The organism is Aeromonas sp. ASNIH4, from assembly GCF_002934425.1.
GTDB lineage: Bacteria > Pseudomonadota > Gammaproteobacteria > Enterobacterales > Aeromonadaceae > Aeromonas > Aeromonas hydrophila.
Genome location: NZ_CP026217.1, coordinates 3288252 through 3307026, shown reverse-complemented (window position 1 = coordinate 3307026; position 18775 = coordinate 3288252). Strand labels below are relative to the sequence as shown.

Sequence of the window (18775 nt, the reverse complement as noted above, 5' to 3'; positions counted from 1 at the left end):
ACGAAGCCTTGGCTCCATGGACAACTAACCGGGCCGGAAGCACTTTTAATAGTTCATCCAATGCCTTACAAGCGGAGTTACTGTATTCTTTTGACTCGTGTTGATCAAGTTTCTGTACAGATATCCAGCGCTGGCGCGGCTCTGCACGAAGTAGCAGAAAGCCGGAAGAGGGAAATGATTTGACAGAAAGTGACGCGCCTTGCTCTGTTTTTGGTCAGTTGGTGGCGGGGAGACAAACAAAAGGGGATGCCGTGGCATCCCCTTTTCGCATTATCTGAACGGAGTCAGATTACTTCTGAACTTCTTGTACGCCGGATACGCGAACTTCAACGCGACGGTCCGGAGCCAGGCAGGAGATCAGCTGAGCTTTGGCTTTCACGCCGTTGCACTTGGTGCCGGTAACCGGGTTGGCTTCACCACGACCTTCAACAGCAACTTTGCTGGCGGCCATGCCTTTGCTGACCAGGAAGTTGGCAACAGTGCGAGCGCGGGCTTCGGACAGCTTCTGGTTGTAAGCGTCGGAACCGATGCGGTCGGTGTAACCAACGACAACAGCGTTGCCATCTTTCGGCTGGAATTCAACGATTTGCTGGTACAGACCGTTCAGGGCAGCAACGCCTTCCGGCTTCAGGCTGTCTTTGCCGAAGGCAAACAGCACGTCGGAGTTCAGGGCGAAGCTCTTCTCGACAACTTGCGGAGCCGGAGCCGGCGCTTCTTCAACAACCGGGGCCGGAGCCGGGGCTACATAGGAAGTGCGGAACGGGTGGTAAACGGCTTCCAGGGTCGCAACGCTCTGGTTGGACTTGTAGCGTACGTCGTCCGGGGCATCGCCTGCGTGCAGGTCAGCCACGTCCCACATGTAGCGGTAACGAGCTTGCAGATCCAGCGCGTCGTTAACCTTGTAGGTCACGCCCAGGCCGGCCAGCGGGGATACTTTGGTGTCGCTGGTGCCCAGACCATCGGTGTGAGCCCAGTAGGCGCCGCCTTCAGCGAAGGCAGAGAAGTCGCCGCCCAGCGGCAGACGAGCGATACCGGACAGGGTGGCACCCTGGTTCTCGTAACGCAGACCGTCGGTGTTGCCGCGACCAGCGTACTGGTAGCCGAACTCGGTACCGAAGTTTTCGGTGAAGTTGTAACCGACGAAGGCGTTGGCAGCAGCAGCGTCTTCAGTACCAGCGTAACCGCCACCACCGATCTTGTTCAGACCGTTGAAGTGGGCAGCACCTGCACCGGCACCGAAGTAGATGTCGTCAGCGGCGTGAGCTGCAGTTGCACCCATGGCAGCCATGGCGATGGCGATCAGGGAAGGAGCCATTTTCATCATAAAAAAATCCTCGTTGAGATGGCACGTTGTTCACGTGCTTCGCACTTTTTAATTTATGTAAGCTGCAGGCTCTGCCGAACAACAGCGTTGAGTCTGGCAGGGATCCCGGATCCATCCGGGAGGCACACATTCCTGGTGCACAAGCGAGCGGGTGGCAGCGTAAGCAATGCCTTCAACCCTTCACGAACAGCCGATGTCATTCCGATGACGTGGCGCACTCTATGCCGATTTCAAAACATGATCAAGCTCACACATAATCCATATGGCAAATTGTGTCGTGTGGATAACTGGCTGTTTATCCAAATTAATTAGTGATCCAAATAGGCTCGGTGCAGTCTCTTCTCGAGTTTCATATAGGCCTGAACCCAGTCAGATTGCGCCATGGCGGGAAATTCCCTCGCCTGGAACACGGCCAGGTAATCGGCCTCGGTTGCTTCGCACAGTAAGGGTGTAAAACTGCACAAAAAATGACGGGCCAGGTAGGGATCGAGCGGCCAGATGTTGAGGATGGCCCGCGCCACAGGCTGTACTGCAGCTGAACAGCAGAAATGCAGGTGGCCTGCTTCGAGCCAGTCGGCCATCTCGGCCAGCCCGTTGACGGGGACCAGGCCGCCATCGCCCGGCTCTTTGGCCAGTGCCAGGTGCTGACCATTGCCAAGCAGCAGGGTGCCATCTTCCTGCATGACGCCGTCGTGAGTGCGCAATGGCAGCCCGGTTGCGAGCCGCTCAAGAAACAGGCTGCTTTTGTCATCGAGCGCAGCCAAAACTGCTGTCGCCTGATCGTGCAGCGCTGTGGGCAACCAGAAGGCTTCGGCACGAGTCTGCTGGCCTTGCTGCAGTTGACGAGCGAGTTCTGCGGGGGAGGTGACTGGGTGTAAACAGGAGATTATGCCGGGAAGCGCCATGAGTTCTTACTCCTAAGGGATAGCCGGCGAATTATACGAGTTATTCCTGTGGCAACAATAAAGGTTTCTTTTCGAGACTGTTTACCTGAGGCGGTTGAGCGATTACCATCCCCGATGTTTGCAAGGGTTGTCGTCGAAAGACGCTGATTAAAGATAGAGGCTCGACCATAACGAGTCCGTTCAAAACTGATACACTTGACTACGAGTCGTCGCGAAAAATAAAGGTGGAGTCAATCCGCCGTACGGAGTATGGAACACATGAATTCAAATATCGTAACTGTTGGCAAGAAGATCCGTCAGATCCGTGAAGCGGTCGGCCTGAGCCGTCCCAAGTTTGCAGATCTGCTGGGCGTTCCCCCGACCACCCTGAAGAACTACGAACTGGGTTATCGTGAAGTTGGTGGCGCCTTCCTGGTGGCACTGGCTCATCACCCGGAACTGCACAAGTTCACCCTCTGGCTGCTGGCTGACAAAAAAGTCGCCGAAATCGGTCAGATCGGCCCGGACGATATTGCCAAGGCTTGATTTGATTGAGCTTTGACAAAAATGCCGCCATCGAGGCGGCATTTTTTTAGGTTCATCGCGTCTTTCCGGGGAAGGCGGCCTTGATTTTCAGGAAAAAGTATTCTGAGTCCCGAAACCCATAGGCCATGCGTTTTATCACCTTGATTCGATTATTCACCCCCTCCAACTGGCTGGTGTGCATTGGAAAGAGGGCGCTCGCTAAGATGCCTCGGATGTAACGCCGGAGGTTTCTGGCAAAATCCTTCAAGGGTGCCAGACCACTTTCCCTGGCGTGCCGCGTCCAGCCCCTCCACCGTCGCCAGCCTTCCCGGATGTCGGGGGCGTACCAAATTTCCTTCAAGGCATCCTTGAGTACATAGGCTGTGGCCAAGGGCTGATTGGCGGCCAGTAGTTCCTGCAATTGCACCTCTTGCCCTTCCTTGAGGTTCTCCCGATTGCGCAGCAGCAGCCAACGCGCTTGCTTGACCACCTTGCGAGCTGGCTTGTCATGCTGCAATGCGTTGGCCTGATCCACCCGGATACGGTCTATCACCTTCCGACCGTAGCCCGCCACGACATGGAACAAGTCATAAACCACCTCGGCTTGCGGACAGTGCTCTTTCACCTCCAGATCGAAGGCGGAGTTCATGTCCATGGCAACGGCTTCAATCTGTTGGCATTGTTCGCCCAACAGCTTGAAAAAGGGGCGAATGGCCTCCCGGCTATTACCGTGGCCCACCCACAACACACGAGTCCGTTCAGCATCCATGATCACAGTGGCATAACGATGGCCTTTATGCAGGGCGAACTCGTCCATCACCAGCCGTCGCACAGCGCCAGGTTCAAAGGTGCCAACACTGGCTTGGAGTCGGCGTATGTCGATGGTCTTGATGGTATGCCAATGCAGTCCGGTGAGCAGGTTGACATGACTGATGGGCATCAACTCAAGCAAGGCCTCAACCCAGCTCTGCAATCGTTGTGTGATGCGTGAACTGGGAGGCAACCACGCGATATGTTCAGACACCCGGCCGCAGTGCAGGCAGTCAACGCGACGGATGGGGACTTGCAGGCGAACCCGCAGTTCAAACAGATCGCGGTCACGGACTAGGCGGGTGCGACGATCGTGGACCAATGGGCAGGGCTGATGACACTTGCCACAAAGAGGCAGGTGGTTAGAACGAGGTTCAAGAGCGAAAGTAATTTGTGTGGCACAGCGGCTATGGACAGAAACGTCGTAGCCTGGCCAGAACGAGGCAAAATTAATATCATGCATAGTGACAGCAGGGTGAAGGAACCGGTTTGTTTGGCGACTACCAGTTTACCCGATCCCTGTCTGTCAACTTACCTTTCCCCACGCTTGCGCGAAGAACCTTTTTTTATCCATCAAATAACCCACGAAATTAATTAAATTTGGCTAATTGTGCTCTCACCAAGGCTTTTCACGAAAATACCTTGGCAAGCCGGATTAATCCTCAGAAAATTCTGACCGCTAAAATTAGCGGTATCCCTCGCATGATGCGCACAGTGAGACAAGCATGAGTCAAATCACCCCCAAGGCCAGAGATGGCTTTACCAGCAAATTCGGCGTCCTTGCCGCCACCCTGGGCTCAGCCGTCGGGCTGGGAAATATCTGGAAGTTTCCCTACCTGACGGGCGAAAACGGCGGCGCCGGTTTCCTGCTGGTCTATGTCATCGCGACGCTGCTGGTCGGGCTGCCGGTGATGATCTCCGAGATCATGCTGGGGCGCAAAGGCAAGTCCGATGCCGTCACCACCCTCAGCAAGCTGGCTCCCAAGGGGCAGCCCTGGTGGTTGATCGCGGCCATGGGGGTGCTGGCCGCCTTCCTTATCATGTCCTTCTATTCCGAAGTGGCGGCCTGGGTCTTTGCCTACATCTTCAAGGCCGTTGACGGCTCCATCCTGTCGACCGATCCCAAGGTGACCGGGGCGGCCTTCGGGGCGCTGATAAGCGACCCGCTGCAGAGCCTGCTCTGGCAGTGGCTGGTGCTGGCTCTGATGGGCGGCATCCTGCTGATGGGGGTCTCCAAGGGGATCGAGGCGGTGACCAAGAAGCTGATGCCGGTACTCTTCATCCTGCTGCTCGTTATCGGCATCCGCAGTCTGACCCTGCCGGGTGCGAGCCAGGGGCTGCATTTTCTGTTCTCACCGGATTTTTCCAAGATAACGGCCGGGGTGGTGCTGACCGCCATGGGGTTGGCCTTCTTCAAGCTCTCCATCGGCATGGGCTGCATGATGACCTATGGCAGCTACTTTCGGGATGATCAGAACATCCCGCTGACCACTTTCCGGGTGATGTGCGCCGACCTGTTCGTCTCCATGCTGGCCGGCATCGCCATCTTCCCGGCGGTATTCGCCTTCGGTTTTGAGCCCACTGCCGGTCCCTCCCTGCTGTTCATCACCATTCCGGCGGTCTTCGCCAGCATTCCGTTCGGCCACCTGTTCATGGTGCTGTTCTTCGTGCTCTCCGCCATCGCCGCCACCGGCGCCATGCTCTCCATTCTGGAAGTGCCGGTCTCGGTGGTGTCAGAGCGATTTGGCATGAGCCGCCCCAAAGCGACCCTGCTCAACCTGCTGGTGCTGGGTGCGGTGGGGTCGACCTGTGCGCTCTCCAACAGCTCGCTGGCGGACGTTCATATCGCCGGCAAGACTTTCTTCGACTTGTTCGATTTCGTCTCCTCCAACGTATTGATGCCTCTTGGCGGCATCTTCCTCTGCCTGTTCGTGGGCTGGGTGTGGGGCTTCGAGCGGATGAAGGAGGCGCTGACCAACGGCGGTGAGCTGGAGCTGGCGATCCTCAAGCCGCTGTTCTTCATCATCCGTTACGTGTCGCCGCTGCTGATCCTGATCGTGATGCTCAAAGGGTTGGGGCTGTTCTAGCCAGCCGTGCTGGGCCCACAGTTCCCACAGCAAAAGAGCGCCGCAAGGCGCTCTTTTTATTGGGGATGTCCCGTCTTGCAGATGGTGAACCGCGCTAGAGCACACCGAGGCGGCCGAGTTCATCCTTGAGCTGGTCGAGGTTGCGCTCGACGCAGGCCTCGCCCTCGTTGATGGCGTCGCTGGCGCGGTGGAAATCCATGATGGAGAAGCTGCCAAGGCGCGGGCAGAGCTGGATCTCGGGCGGGTCGCCGGCCATCCGGGCGCGGGTAATGCGTTCCTGCATGATGTTGATGGAGCCGGTCATCACGCTCCACATGCCCGGCGTGTTGGGGCTGTCGCCCCGGTTGAACCACTGGCTGAAGCGGTTGCCGCCGCTCGGTTCATCCGGCTCGTCAGTCCAGGGCTGGTGCATGTCGGCGTTGAGGTTGACGGCGAGCACCACCTCGGCGCCCATGGCGCGGGCCAGCGAGATGGGCACCGGGTTGACCACGGCGCCGTCCACCAGCCAGCGATCCTCGACCCGGGTCGGGGTCAGGATGCCGGGCATGCCGCAGGAGGCGCGCACGCACTGGCGCAGCGGCCCCTGCTGCAGCCAGATCTCGCGGCCGGTGTCGAGCTCGGTAGCGACGCAGGCAAAGGGCAGCGGCAGCGTTTCGATGGCGGGATCGCCTAGGTGGTTGGCGGCGATGCCGAACACCTTCTCGCCGCGAAACAGGCCGCCGGAGAGGGCAGGATCGAGCAGGCTGACCACCTGCAAGCGGCTGAAGCCGCGTACCCAGCTCTCCAGCTTGTCCAGTTCACCGGCGGCATAGGCGGCGCCGACAAAGCTGCCGATGGAGCAACCCGCCACCAGATCCGGTTTGACGCCGAGCCGCTCCAGCGCCCGTATGATGCCGATGTGTGCCCATCCACGGGCCGCGCCGCTGCCAAGAGCCAGTCCCACACGGGGTTTTCGTGCCACTTTGTCTCTCCAGGAGTGAGTGAGAAAGCCAGCTTACCCGCAGTTGCCGGCGCCGTCATCCTGCCAGCGTTCGCTGCGATTGCGGCCGTTGGCCTTGGCCTGATAGAGCGCCACGTCGGCCCGCCGAATGGCCTCCTGCAACTGGGTATCGGTGGTGCTGTGGTGGTAACCCAGGCTGACGGTCACCGCCAGGGCCGGCGCCAGCTCCTGCCAGGGGTGGCGGGCGATGCGCAGACGCAGCTGTTCGGCCAGCTGGTCGAGTGGTTCGCCCCCTTTGGCCGCCAGCAGCAGAAACTCCTCGCCGCCCCAGCGGATCAGGGCGTCTTCCCGCCGCAGGTGCTGTTGGCACAGGCGCACCAGCTGGATCAGCACCTGATCGCCCACCTCGTGGCCAAAGCGGTCGTTGACCTGCTTGAAGTGATCGCAGTCGAACATGATCACCCCGAGGCTGCCCCCGCGCTGCTGATGGCGGCGCTCAAACTCGTCGAAGTAGTGGCGGTTGAAGGCGCCGGTCAGGGCATCGTGGCGAGAGAGATAGTCCAGCTGCCGGTTCAGGCGACGGGACTTGAGATTGGCAAGCACGGCCCAGGCCATGAAGAACAGGGCGATCAGGGTCGGGGCGGACTGACAGAGCAGGGCCCACAGCAGGGAGGGCAGGGGGATGCGGTGGAGCAGGGTGAGCTCGGTGTCAGGAATGGCGTACTGGAACTGAAACGCCCCCTGCTGCCAGCGGTAGCCATCCCGAGTCTTTGACGGCTTTGGGACGAAGTCGACCTCCTGATTGCTGCTGGCGAGGATCTGCTGATGCTGGTTGACCAGAAACAGGGTGCCTATGCCGGGGGTGGACTCGCGCAGCAGCTGCTCCAGCCGGGAGAGCAGCACATCGATGCTGATGACGCCCACCAGCACCTGATCCTTCACGATGGGCTGTGACAGGGTGATCATCTGGCCCGCGCCGGCAAAGTCCTCGTAGGGGCGCGAGACGGTGGCGTGCAGGCTCTTCTCCTTCTGCTTGAGGGCATCCTGCCAGTAGGACTTGAGATAGATGTTGCGCCGAAAGTGAAACTGGCTGGCGGGGACCCAGGGGTAGAGATAGACGAAATCATCGACTCCGGTAAAGTAGAGCCAGCCGACCTTGTCCCCCAGCAGCTTGCTGGCGGTGGAGAGCAGGGGGGAGAGGCTCAGCGCCAGGTGCAGCCTGGCGGCGCGTGGGCTGCCGGGGGCCGGCAGTGGCCCCAGTCCGGTCAGGTTGCCGCTCAGCCCCTTGGGCAGGTTGGCGGGCACCCGATCCAGCGCAAAGCCCTGGTCGCCATTCTCCCGCAGGGCGCCGTAGAGCTGCTGGGTGAGGGCGGATTGCGGGTTGCTGCGCAGCCGCTCCTCTGCCTGACCGCGCATGGCCTCGAGAAAGGTTTCCATCTGCTGAAACTGGGATTTCAGACGGGAGGCAGTGCTGAGGGTGTCGCTCTGATAATGGTCGGTGACCTGGGTCAGGGTCAGCTTGAGAGTGATGGCCAGCAGCAGGGCGACGAAGGCGCAGAGCAGCCATTGCAGACGACAGGTAACAAAATGAGATCTGGGTTCAGGCATAGGCGTTAGGCGGGATCCGGACAGGTTCGGAGCATCAGTTTAGGGCACAATCGTGAAGCCCGTCTTCTGCTACTGCTATTTCAATCAAATATCGCCGTTTCTGTTACGTTTTGTCACATTTATACATAGTCACGGCATAGTCAGGGGGTAACATGGTGACCATCATTGATGAAGTGCCCTCTTTTCTCTTAATTTCATGGATTGCTTGATGAAAATGCGTATATGGCTGGTGCTTGCCTGCCTCTCTCTGCTGATTTCCGCCGGCTGGTATTACCGCCACTCCGCCCCTGCCGGCAAACCCCAGCCACGTCAGGTCAACATCAGGGCGCAGACGGTCAGCCAGAGCCTGGCCGAGCCCTCCATCAAGCTGGTGAGCAAGCTGGCCGCCAACCGCTCCGTGGTGATAAGCCCGGAGGTAACCGGCCGCATCGTCAAGATCGCGGTGCGCTCCGGCCAGCAGGTCAAGCAGGGGGATGTGCTGATCGCCCTCGACGCCGGCAAGCAGCAGGCGGAGCTGGCCGAGCAGAGCGCCAGCGTGCGCGACGAGAGCCGCAAGCTGCGGGACATGCGCCGGCTGGTGGCGCGCGGTGCCATCACCACCTCGGAGCTGGAGGGGCAGGAGGCCACGGTCGCCCAGGCTCAGGCCCGCGCCGATGCCGCCAAGTACGAGCTCTCCCTGCGCACCCTGCTGGCGCCGTTCGACGGCTCGGTCAGCCTCATCGATCTGAGCGAAGGGGCCCTGGTCAACAGCGGCGATACCCTGCTCCACCTGGACGAACTGGCCAAGCTGCGGCTCGATCTGGCGGTGCCTGAGCGCTACCTCTCGCTGCTGCGCCCCGGCATGGCGGTGACGGCGACCAGTTCGGCCTGGCCGGATCAATCTTTCCGCGGTGTGCTGGAGACGCTGGACAGCCGCGTCTCCAACGATACCCAGAACATCAAGGCGCGGGTGATCATCCCCAATCCTGACGGCCAGCTGCGCCCCGGCATGCTGCTCAACGTCGAGCTCTCCCTGCCGCCACAGAAGATGACCCTGATCCCGGCCCAGTCGGTGGAGTATGCCGGCGAGCAGCGCTTCGTCTATCGTCTCGAACCCAATGGCAAGGTCAAGCGGGTGCCGGTGGTGCTGGGGGATACCCATGGCGAAGAGGTGTGGGTGACCGAAGGGCTCAAGGTAGGCGATCGCATCGTGGTCGAGGGGCTGGTCAACCTGCGTGATGGCGTCAGCGTGCACGATCTGGCGGAGGTCAAAGGCTGATGTGGCTCTCCGATATTTCCGTGCGCCGCCCGCTGGTGGCGGTGGTACTGAGCGCGCTGCTCACCGTGTTCGGTCTGGTGGCGTTTTCCAAGCTGACGGTGCGGGAGATGCCGGACGTGCAGACGCCGTCCGTCTCCATCACCACCATGTACGAGGGGGCCGCCCCCGCCGTCATGGAGAGCCAGGTCACCAAGCCCATCGAGGATCAGCTCTCCGGCATCAGCGGCATCAAGAACATCAACTCGGTGACCCGCAAGGGGCGCTCTGTCATCACGGTGGAGTTCAAGCTCGGCTGGAACATGGTGGAGGGGATCTCCGATGTGCGCGACGCCATCTCCCGCGCCCGCCCCAAGCTGCCGGACGAGGTGGATGAACCCCTGGTCACCAAGGACAACGGCAACGGTGACGTGGCGGTCTGGCTCAACTTCAGCAGCACCCAGATGGACCGCACCGCCATGACCGACTACGCCAACCGGGTACTGGTGGATCCCTTGAGCCTGGTGGACGGGGTGAGCGAGGTGTCGCTCTCCGGCGATCTGACCCAGGTCATGTACGTGCGACTGCGCCCAGCCGACATGGCGGCGCGCGGCGTCACGGTGGCGGATGTGCAGGATGCCCTCAAGCGCGAGAACATCGAGCTGCCGGGCGGCGAGATCCGCAACAACAGCATGACCATGGCGGTGCAGATTGCCCGGCTCTATCACACCGCCGCCGATTTCCAGGCGCTGCAGGTGCGCACCGCCGCCAACGGCCAGAGCATCTATCTGGCCGACATCGCCGACGTCGAGGTGGGGGCCAAGAACGAAGACAGCGCCTACCAGCGCAACGGCCGCGAGAGCCTGGGGATCGGCATCGTTGCCCAGTCCACCGCCAACCCGCTGGCGGTGGCGCAGGGGGTCGAGCAGAAGATGGCCGAGATGCAGCGCTTCCTGCCGGAGGGGGCAACGCTGGAGGTCGACTACGACTCCACCATCTTCATCAAGCAGGCCATCGACGAGGTGTACGAAACGCTCGCCATCTGCGCCGTGCTGGTAGTGGCCGTGCTCTACCTGTTTCTGGGGCAGGGGCGTACCACCCTCATTCCGGCCATCACGGTGCCGGTCTCCCTCATCTCCGCCTTTATCGGGGCCTGGTATCTCGGTTTTTCCATCAACCTCATTACCCTGTTGGCGCTCATTCTCGCCATCGGTCTGGTGGTGGATGACGCCATCGTGGTGGTGGAGAACATTCACCACCATCTGCAACGGGGTGAACCCCCCCTGCTGGCGGCCTGGCACGGCACTCGCGAGGTGGGCTTTGCGGTGATCGCCACCACCGCCGTGCTGGTGATGGTGTTCGTGCCCATCGCCTTTATGGATGGCATGGTGGGCCGGCTCTTTACCGAGTTCGCTATCCTGCTGTCGCTGGCGGTGCTCTTCTCGTCACTGATCGCGCTCACCCTGACCCCGGCCATGGGCTCCTGGTTGATGCGCTCGGTGGATCGGCCCAATCGGTTGACGGCGGCGCTCGATCGCGGCCTCGGCTGGGTGGAGGCCCACTACCGCCGGCTGCTCGGCTGGATGCTGCACCACTCGCGCTGGACCCCGCTGGTGCTGGTGCTCTGCCTTGGCGGCATCGGCGCCCTGTTTGCCCAGCTGCCCACCAGCCTGACCCCGACCGAGGACCGGGGCGTGCTCTACGTGTTCGTCAAGGGGGCCGAGGGCACCAGCATCGAGCGGATGAAGCGCAACATGCAGCAGGTGGAGGCGGCCATCATGCCGCTGCTCGGCAAGGGGGTGGTGCAGGCCATGAGCTTCAGCACCCCGGCCTTCGGCCGCGGCGGCGATCAGACCGGCATGGCGATCATCCAGCTCACCGACTGGGCCGAGCGGGATGAGACCGCCACCGAGTTCGCCAAATCCCTGAGCGGGCGGCTGGCCGGCATTCCGGACGTGATGATCCGCACCTTCCAGCCGGGCTTTCGCGGCGGCTCCACCGCGTCGGTGCAGTTCGTGCTGCAGGGCTCCGATTACGCCGAGCTCTATCAGCAAGGGCTGGCCCTGAAAGAGGCGGCAGCCCAGAGTGGCCTGATGGAAACGCCGGATCTCGACTATGCCGAGAAGACCCCGGAGCTGCAGGTGACCATAGAGCGGGATCGGGCCAACCAGCTCGGCATCCCGGTCTCCACCGTCGCGAGCTCCCTGCAGGCCCTGCTCGGCGGCATCAGCCAGACCACCTATGTCGACAGAGGGGAGGAGTACGACGTCTACCTGCGCGCCAACCAGCGCGACTTCAACGGCGTCTCCGACTTGAGCCGCATCTACCTCAAGGCGGCCAACGGCGAGATGGTGACCCTCTCGACCCTGGCTACCGTCAAGCAGGTGGCGAGCCCGCAGCGGCTCAACCACTACCAGCGTCAGAAGGCAGTGACCCTAACCGCGGATCTGGCGCCGGGCCACACCCTGGGCGAGGCGCTGGATTACCTCGACGGCTGGGCCAGCGCCAACCTGCCAAGCGGCATGACGGTGGATTATGCCGGCGAGTCCAAGGATTATCGCGACAACCAGGGCGAGATGGTGATGGTGTTCGCTCTGGCCCTGCTGGTGGTCTATCTGGTGCTGGTGGCCCAGTTCGAGAGCATGCTGACCCCGGCGGTGGTGATGGTGACGGTGCCGCTCGGCATCTTTGGCGGTCTGCTCGGCCTCTGGCTGACGGGGCAGGAGATGAGCATCTACAGCCAGATCGGCATGATCATGCTGATCGGCATGGTGACCAAGAACGGCATCCTCATCGTCGAGTTCATCAACCAGTTGCGCCAGCGCGGCGAGGGGTTCGACGAGGCGATCATCGCAGGCTCGGTGCGCCGCTTGCGCCCGATCCTGATGACCTCGCTCACCGCCATCATAGGGGCCGTGCCGCTGATGCTCTCCATGGGGGCGGGCTATGAGAGCCGGATGTCGGTGGGCACCGTGGTCTTCTTCGGCCTCTCTTTGGCGACTCTGGTGACCCTGCTGCTGGTGCCCGCCATCTACCATCTGCTGGCCAAGCGGGCCGGCATGACCGGGGCACGGGATCAGCTGGTGGACGAGGCGCTGGCGGCCAGCGAGGCCGCCTCGCAGCAGGACAAACCGGCGGCCTGATGCCTACACCCATATAGGTGAAAAGCACTGCAAGCTGATGGCATCCTCGGGTAAGCGGGTTAATATATAGCCAGTTTAATGTTGAGGTGAGCTATGTTGCCATCAGCCATTTATGAACCGCTGCCCTTTGCCTACATGGGCAGCGGTTTGCTGTTGTTGGGGATTGCCGATCAGCCGGGGCTGTTGCTGGCTGGGTTGGCATTCTATCTGGCCGGTTCGCTGGCCTGGTTTCGACGCGGCGCCTATCGCCGGCCCGACAAGCAGCAACTGCGAAAGCAGGGCTGGCCGCTGTGGCTCTACGAGAGCCGGCCGTTCGCGCTGATCCTGCTGGGCCTGCTGATGCTGCGCCTGGCCACCCACCCGGTCTTCCTGGCGCCCGCCCTGGTCTGGTGCCTGCTGGGCGGCTATCAGTTGCTGCAGCGCCACTACAATCGCATCGTGCTGGCCCGCGTCCTGGCCTGAGCCAACAATTGACCCGCACTTTTCAGGCGAGCCCCGATGGCTCGCCTTTTCCGCATCTATCGTAGGGGCAAAAAGCCGTCGCCCCCGCCTTGCTCTGCCGGTATAATGCGCGACCCGAATTGTTCCAGGTGGTCAAAATGCAGCCGGTTACCAACCTCTTCTCCTATCCCCGTTACTGGGCCGAGTGCTACGGCACTGCGCCCTTCCTGCCCATGTCCCGCGCGGAGATGGACAAGCTCGGCTGGGACAGCTGCGACATCGTGCTGGTGACAGGCGACGCCTACGTGGATCACCCGAGCTTCGGCATGGCGGTCATTGGCCGCATGCTCGAATCCCAGGGCTTTCGGATCGGCATCATCGCCCAGCCGGACTGGTCATCGAAAGATGACTTCATGCGCCTGGGCAAGCCGAACCTCTTCTACGGGGTGACGGCGGGCAACATGGACTCCATGATCAACCGCTACACCGCCGACAAAAAATTGCGCCACGACGACGCCTATACCCCGGGGGATGTGGGTGGCAAGCGGCCGGACCGCGCCACCCTGGTCTATACCCAGCGCTGCAAAGAGGCCTATAAAGAGGTCCCGGTGGTCATCGGTGGCATCGAGGCATCCCTGCGCCGCATCGCCCACTACGACTACTGGTCCGAGACCATCCGTCGCTCGATCCTGATCGACGCCAAGGCCGACATCCTCATCTACGGCAACGCCGAGCGGCCGCTGATCGAGGTAGCGCACCGCATCGCAGGTGGCGAGACCATCGACACCATGCAGGACATTCGCGGCACTGCGGTGATCCGCAAGGAGCCGCTGCCGGGCTGGCGCGGGGTGGATTCGAGCAAGCTCGACCAGATTGGCCGCATCGATCCCATTCCCAACCCCTATATGGAAGGGGCGCCCTGCAGCGATGACGAAGGCACCGCGCCGGTGGAGCAGGAGGCCAAGCCCATCCTGGTACAGCCGGCCAAGCAAAAGCCGTGGGAGCAGACCTACGTCAAGCTGCCGGCCTTCGAGCGGGTGAAGGAAGACAAGGTGCTCTACGCCCATGCGTCCCGCATCCTGCACCACGAGACCAACCCGGGCTGCGCCCGCGCCCTGTCGCAGGCGCACGGCGATCGCATCATCTGGGTCAACCCGCCCGCCTTCCCGCTCGAAACCGACGAGATGGACGGGGTATTCGGCCTGCCTTACCAGCGGGTGCCGCACCCGGCCTATGGCAACGAGAAGATCCCGGCCTACGACATGATCAAGACCTCGGTTAACATCATGCGCGGCTGCTTCGGCGGCTGCTCCTTCTGCTCCATCACCGAGCACGAGGGGCGCATCATCCAGAGCCGCTCGGAAGAGTCGATCTTGAAAGAAATCGAAGAGATCCGCGACAAGGTACCGGGCTTTACCGGCGTCATCTCGGATCTGGGCGGCCCCACCGCCAACATGTACAAGTTGCGCTGCAAGAGCCCCAAGGCCGAGCAGACCTGTCGGCGCGCCTCCTGCGTCTGGCCGACCATCTGCCCGCACATGGACACCGACCACAGCCCGACCATCAACCTCTATCGCAAGGCGCGCGACCTCAAGGGCATCAAGAAGATCCTGATCGCCTCCGGCGTGCGCTACGACATCGCGGTGGAAGATCCGCGCTACATCAAGGAGCTGGCCAAGTACCACGTCGGCGGTTACCTCAAGATCGCGCCGGAGCACACCGAAGAGGGCCCGCTCTCCAAGATGATGAAGCCGGGCATGGGCAGCTACTACAGCTTCAAGGAGCTGTTTGACAAGTATTCCAAAGAGGCGGGCAAGCAGCAGTACTTGATCCCCTACTTCATCTCGGCCCACCCGGGCACCACGGATGAAGACATGGTGAACATGGCGCTCTGGATCAAGTCCAACCGCTTCAAGCTCGATCAGGTGCAGAACTTCTACCCGTCGCCGCTCGCCAACGCCACCACCATGTATTACACCGAGAAAAACCCGCTCAACAAGGTGAGCCGCCAGGGCGGGGACGTGTTCGTGGTGAAAGGGGAGCGTCGCCGTCGCCTGCACAAGGCGCTGCTGCGCTATCACGATCCGGCCGGTTGGCCGATGATCCGCGAGGCCCTGCTGGAGATGGGCAAGGGTCACCTGATTGGCAACGGCCCTGACTGCCTGGTGCCGCCGGAAGGCCGTGGCGAAGCCAAGGCCGAACGCAGCCGCAGCAAGGGCCTCAAGCCCGCGTTGACCCGCCACAGTGCCATCACCCATCAGCGCAGCAACGGGACGGGCAACAAGGCCGCCCGCAGCGAGGCTGGTGCAGCCAATGCTCCGGCGGCCAGCAGAAACGGCGGCAAGGCGGGCAATGGCAAACCGGTGGGCTCTCAGCTCCAGAAAGGGGTTGGCAACGGCAAGTCTGCCGCACAGGGTGCTGGACAGGGCGCAAGTCAGGGTAAACCGGCAGGGCAGGGGAAACCCGCTCACAAAGGCAAGGCGCCGACCCGCGCCGGCTCCGCCAAGCCGGGGGCTAAACCTGCCACTCAGGGCGGCAAGCCTGCGGCCAAAGGCAATGGAGCCAAGCGACCGGCGCGGTAATATTTTCTGATTGGAAGACGATAGAAATAGAAAAGGCGACCGGATGGTCGCCTTTTTTATGAGAAGTTTAGATAATAATATTTTAGCATGTCATCAATAGGATATTTCATAGTTAGGACATAGTGCTATACCATCTTTTATCGCACTTTTTAATTCCTGATGTATTTCTCCAGAAATAACTATTCTGAGCCATCTAGATGCTCTACTTGCTGCTACATAAAGTGCAGTCAACTCTCTAATTTTAGCAAAAGCACTAGAAGCTGTAGTCCCCTCAGGTGCAACAATCAAGACATGTGTGAACTGTGTTCCTCCTAAATACTGCCATTCACCTACAACTATAGTTCTCTTTGAGTAAGTTAACTTTTCTACATCATCAAGCCCTGAAATTCTAGTTATGTTCTGTATACCTTTATTCTTCATTTTTAGGATAACTTCATCTAATGAATTATTCAGGGTTATAACGGCTAGACGCGACTCTGGATCTAGCTGACCACTAAGTTCACTCACTATTGAACAAGATTTTTCTATGGCTGCTTCTGGCGAGGCTTCCAATGCAATGAAGGGCTTATCTGTGTTGGGATTAATTTCTTCATCTATTTCTAGTTTTTCTGCGTTTAATGGGAATGCGGAATACAATTTATATATAAGTTGCAATATGCTGGGGGTGAATCGAACAGACTTATTTAGTCTGATGCTTTTTCTATCACTACGATATGATGGTATGCCATTTCTCCAATTAGGCATTATGTTAGAGAATAATCCTTGGCTAGGATCCTCAGCAGTTATAAATGTGGTAGTATCCAAAGAGGATGATAACAGAGATAAAGAGAACCGTTCTTGTGCATCGAATAATTGAAGTTCATCAACAACGATTATGTCATAACCCTCACTCTCTCGCTTTAGTCCCCAAGAGAAGGTCTCAAGAATTTTTGTTGCATCACTAACAAGTTGATCTGTTGTTATATATTGCCTTTCAATCAAACGGTACAGGAATTTTTTGTAAATAAGTAAAACTAAGCACCGATCACCTCTGAATTCAAAGGGGGGTAAATCATCGCCTCTATATCTTGATAAATACTCGTCTTCTTTTCTTCTGTCCCCTGGCATTATATTTTCTGCCAACAATATGCCATTTATTTCTTCATATATGTTCTCAATGAGCTCATTTTTTTCTGCAGTTTCTCCCTGAAGCGCTTTCTCAATATATGAGGAGATTTTTTGCGTTCTAATAATTTCTTTGTCTATCTCACTTATTGAATGCAATGACTCTTCTAAATATGAAACCTGTAAGTTCCGTCCTTCTGTTGAATCAGCACCGAGCAGTTTTAATCCTTGGAGCATGGATCCACCAAGGATATCATTTAATATCTGCAATAATGGATATACTGTAATTCCATTAACGGGTTGACCCGCATTTAATGCAATTATTGTGTCATCAATTCTCTCTGCCATAGCCCAACTGTGAGTAGCAAATAATACTCTTACACTTCGGCCTTCTTTTTCTGCAGACTTAATCTCTTGCAGTGCTCTCAAGCACAGGGTCAGTGTTTTCCCACTACCGGCGGGCCCAACAATACTTACACTGGTATTTTGGGGGAGTTCTAACACATCATTCTGTCTGCTGTGGAGGAGAGGCAGCCATTCCTCATAGGTTTTCATCGCTGAAATAGCTACCGAACCTATTGAGTCAAAATCAACTACTCCTTTAAAATCATTGATGCTCACATTATATTTACTTTGATGAGAGGTTATTATTTCATCGAAGCAAGTTCTGAAGTTAGGTGTTTTTGGCGTTTTGAAGGTTTCTAAAGTTAATATTTTTTCAGATGATGTTAGCTCATGAAAAATAAGTGCTCTCTGTTGCGCATTTACTTCCACAATCCATCTGTAATATACAGTAGAATCCTTAACTGCAAAAAATGAAAGCAGTGACTTATAATGATATTCACACCATGAAACTGGGAGTCTAATGGGGAATTTTTCAGAGGCCTTAATTGCCCTGAAAATACGTGCAAAAACCTCAGACATTTCAATGCCATCATTAAAGAGACTCAATGAGCTGGCAGATAGTATAGCAAATCTAGAGTTTATATCATCTTTGAGTGAACAGATGTATCTTATGTTTTCCTTTGTGTGGCTGTATATTTCAGCGGGGGGGGGGACACATAGAGTCTCTACCAAAAGACTATTTGCACATAAAGCTAATTTCTCTGCTGCATTTTCTGAAACAAGATAATACTTAATCATGACTCCCCCACCAATATAACTTGCTTGCTCTCTTTTGCTTTATCTATGAACATCTTACTCTCTTTTTTTAATAAATCTTCATATTCTTCTGGTAATCCAATGTCAGAGAATACCTGAGCCAGCATCTGTGTTAGGCGATATTTTATTTCTGGCATGAGGCGGCCTATTCGCTGGCCTTTTTCGGTGGATGAATCACTATTTTTTAATGCTATGTTTGTCTCATCGATTTCGCGTAGCATTCTAATATATGCCACATGTGGGACTGATTCTAGACCAGAAAAAGGAGGGAGTATCATGCAATCTCCAGGAGGGGAATTTAAGAAAGAAGATATTCTATCAATTGAACTGGCATTTGGGTTTGAGTTTTTCAGTGCCTTTTCATAAGTTTTCATAATATCATTGCATTTAGATAGATCTTGAGATTCTCTTATTACCTCGTGTAGTTCCTGAAGCTTTCCATTACCCTTGGTCAGGATTTTTTCTGGCAGGGCATCTAATCCTATTAATGATGATATAAGGCTCTCGTCTGGCTCTTCACCATTTTCATTAATTGCATGTTTTATATGCTCTTTGAACTTTTCAATTAACTTTCTTTCTAAAATTCCCAGTTGGTTTGGAATGAACAAATCTGAGAAGTATTTATCTATTGAGAGAACTGGCACGACACTTACCCGTCCCCAATGCTTATTCCTAACCAAATCACAATCTGCGGTTACAACAATACCTAATTTTTCAAAAGATGCGCTACTATCACGCCATAAAATTATATCTCCTTGAGATAATGGCTCTTCTGATGAAGGTTCTTGAATGAAATTCATTGAATAAACTCGCTCAAATAATTAAGGGATACATCTAAGTAATAAAATTAATTGGGGAAACTGGGACACCCACCTTTCGGTGTGAGACGTCAGACCACAAAATCCCACGCTACCGCCCGTGGATTACAGCTT

13 protein-coding genes are annotated in these 18775 nt (G+C 57.6%); 6 read left to right on the top strand and 7 right to left on the bottom strand.

Features of this window, described 5'->3' with window-relative positions:
• Positions 1-289 precede the first annotated feature (289 nt).
• Complete coding sequence (locus tag C2U40_RS15170; RefSeq protein ID WP_103829327.1) at positions 290-1324, bottom strand: OmpA family protein; 1035 nt, start codon at positions 1322-1324, stop codon at positions 290-292.
• A gap of 308 nt (positions 1325-1632) precedes the next feature.
• A complete protein-coding gene (locus C2U40_RS15165; RefSeq protein ID WP_103829328.1) occupies positions 1633-2229 on the bottom strand; it encodes a hypothetical protein in 597 nt (198 codons plus the stop codon).
• Positions 2230-2487: 258 nt separating this feature from the next.
• On the opposite strand from C2U40_RS15165, the gene C2U40_RS15160 reads away from it, so the two are divergent.
• Positions 2488-2754 (top strand): helix-turn-helix domain-containing protein, encoded by a 267-nt coding sequence (locus tag C2U40_RS15160; RefSeq protein WP_005298604.1) that lies wholly within the window; start codon positions 2488-2490, stop codon positions 2752-2754.
• Between the two features lie 52 nt (positions 2755-2806).
• Here the strand turns inward: C2U40_RS15160 and C2U40_RS15155 are convergent, their stop codons facing one another.
• Positions 2807-4006 carry an ISL3 family transposase gene (locus tag C2U40_RS15155; protein ID WP_158656423.1) on the bottom strand — a complete coding sequence of 400 codons (1200 nt, stop codon included), beginning with the start codon at positions 4004-4006 and terminating at the stop codon, positions 2807-2809.
• Positions 4007-4268: 262 nt separating this feature from the next.
• Here C2U40_RS15155 and C2U40_RS15150 point away from each other — a divergent pair, with 262 nt between their 5' ends.
• Positions 4269-5630, top strand: a complete 1362-nt coding sequence (locus tag C2U40_RS15150) for a sodium-dependent transporter (protein WP_011705197.1) — start codon at positions 4269-4271, stop codon at positions 5628-5630.
• Between the two features lie 94 nt (positions 5631-5724).
• Here the strand turns inward: C2U40_RS15150 and C2U40_RS15145 are convergent, their stop codons facing one another.
• Positions 5725-6591, bottom strand: coding sequence for a patatin-like phospholipase family protein (locus C2U40_RS15145; RefSeq protein WP_103829156.1), 867 nt, complete (start codon positions 6589-6591; stop codon positions 5725-5727).
• A gap of 33 nt (positions 6592-6624) precedes the next feature.
• On the bottom strand, positions 6625-8178 hold the full coding sequence (locus tag C2U40_RS15140) for a sensor domain-containing diguanylate cyclase (protein ID WP_103829155.1): 1554 nt from the start codon (positions 8176-8178) through the stop codon (positions 6625-6627).
• A gap of 208 nt (positions 8179-8386) precedes the next feature.
• Here C2U40_RS15140 and C2U40_RS15135 point away from each other — a divergent pair, with 208 nt between their 5' ends.
• The 4 genes from C2U40_RS15135 (at position 8387) to C2U40_RS15120 (ending at position 15578) form a co-directional block, all read left to right on the top strand.
• Positions 8387-9436, top strand: coding sequence for an efflux RND transporter periplasmic adaptor subunit (locus C2U40_RS15135; protein ID WP_024944721.1), 1050 nt, complete (start codon positions 8387-8389; stop codon positions 9434-9436).
• Positions 9436-12555: an efflux RND transporter permease subunit gene (locus C2U40_RS15130; RefSeq protein WP_103829154.1), complete on the top strand. Its 3120-nt coding sequence runs from the start codon at positions 9436-9438 to the stop codon at positions 12553-12555. Before C2U40_RS15135 ends, C2U40_RS15130 begins: the two co-directional genes overlap by 1 nt.
• 93 nt (positions 12556-12648) lie before the next feature.
• Complete coding sequence (locus tag C2U40_RS15125) at positions 12649-13017, top strand: hypothetical protein (protein WP_011705202.1); 369 nt, start codon at positions 12649-12651, stop codon at positions 13015-13017.
• A 137-nt stretch (positions 13018-13154) separates the two neighbouring features.
• Positions 13155-15578 (top strand): YgiQ family radical SAM protein, encoded by a 2424-nt coding sequence (locus tag C2U40_RS15120; protein WP_103829153.1) that lies wholly within the window; start codon positions 13155-13157, stop codon positions 15576-15578.
• 93 nt (positions 15579-15671) lie between these two features.
• Here C2U40_RS15120 and C2U40_RS15115 read toward each other — a convergent pair whose 3' ends face one another.
• The gene (locus C2U40_RS15115) at positions 15672-17825 is read right to left on the bottom strand and encodes a UvrD-helicase domain-containing protein (RefSeq protein ID WP_103829152.1); all 2154 of its coding nucleotides are present in this window, start codon (positions 17823-17825) and stop codon (positions 15672-15674) included.
• On the bottom strand, positions 17822-18643 hold the full coding sequence (locus tag C2U40_RS26145) for a hypothetical protein (RefSeq protein ID WP_146054385.1): 822 nt from the start codon (positions 18641-18643) through the stop codon (positions 17822-17824). The genes C2U40_RS15115 and C2U40_RS26145 overlap by 4 nt, the downstream gene beginning before the upstream one ends.
• Positions 18644-18775 lie beyond the last annotated feature (132 nt).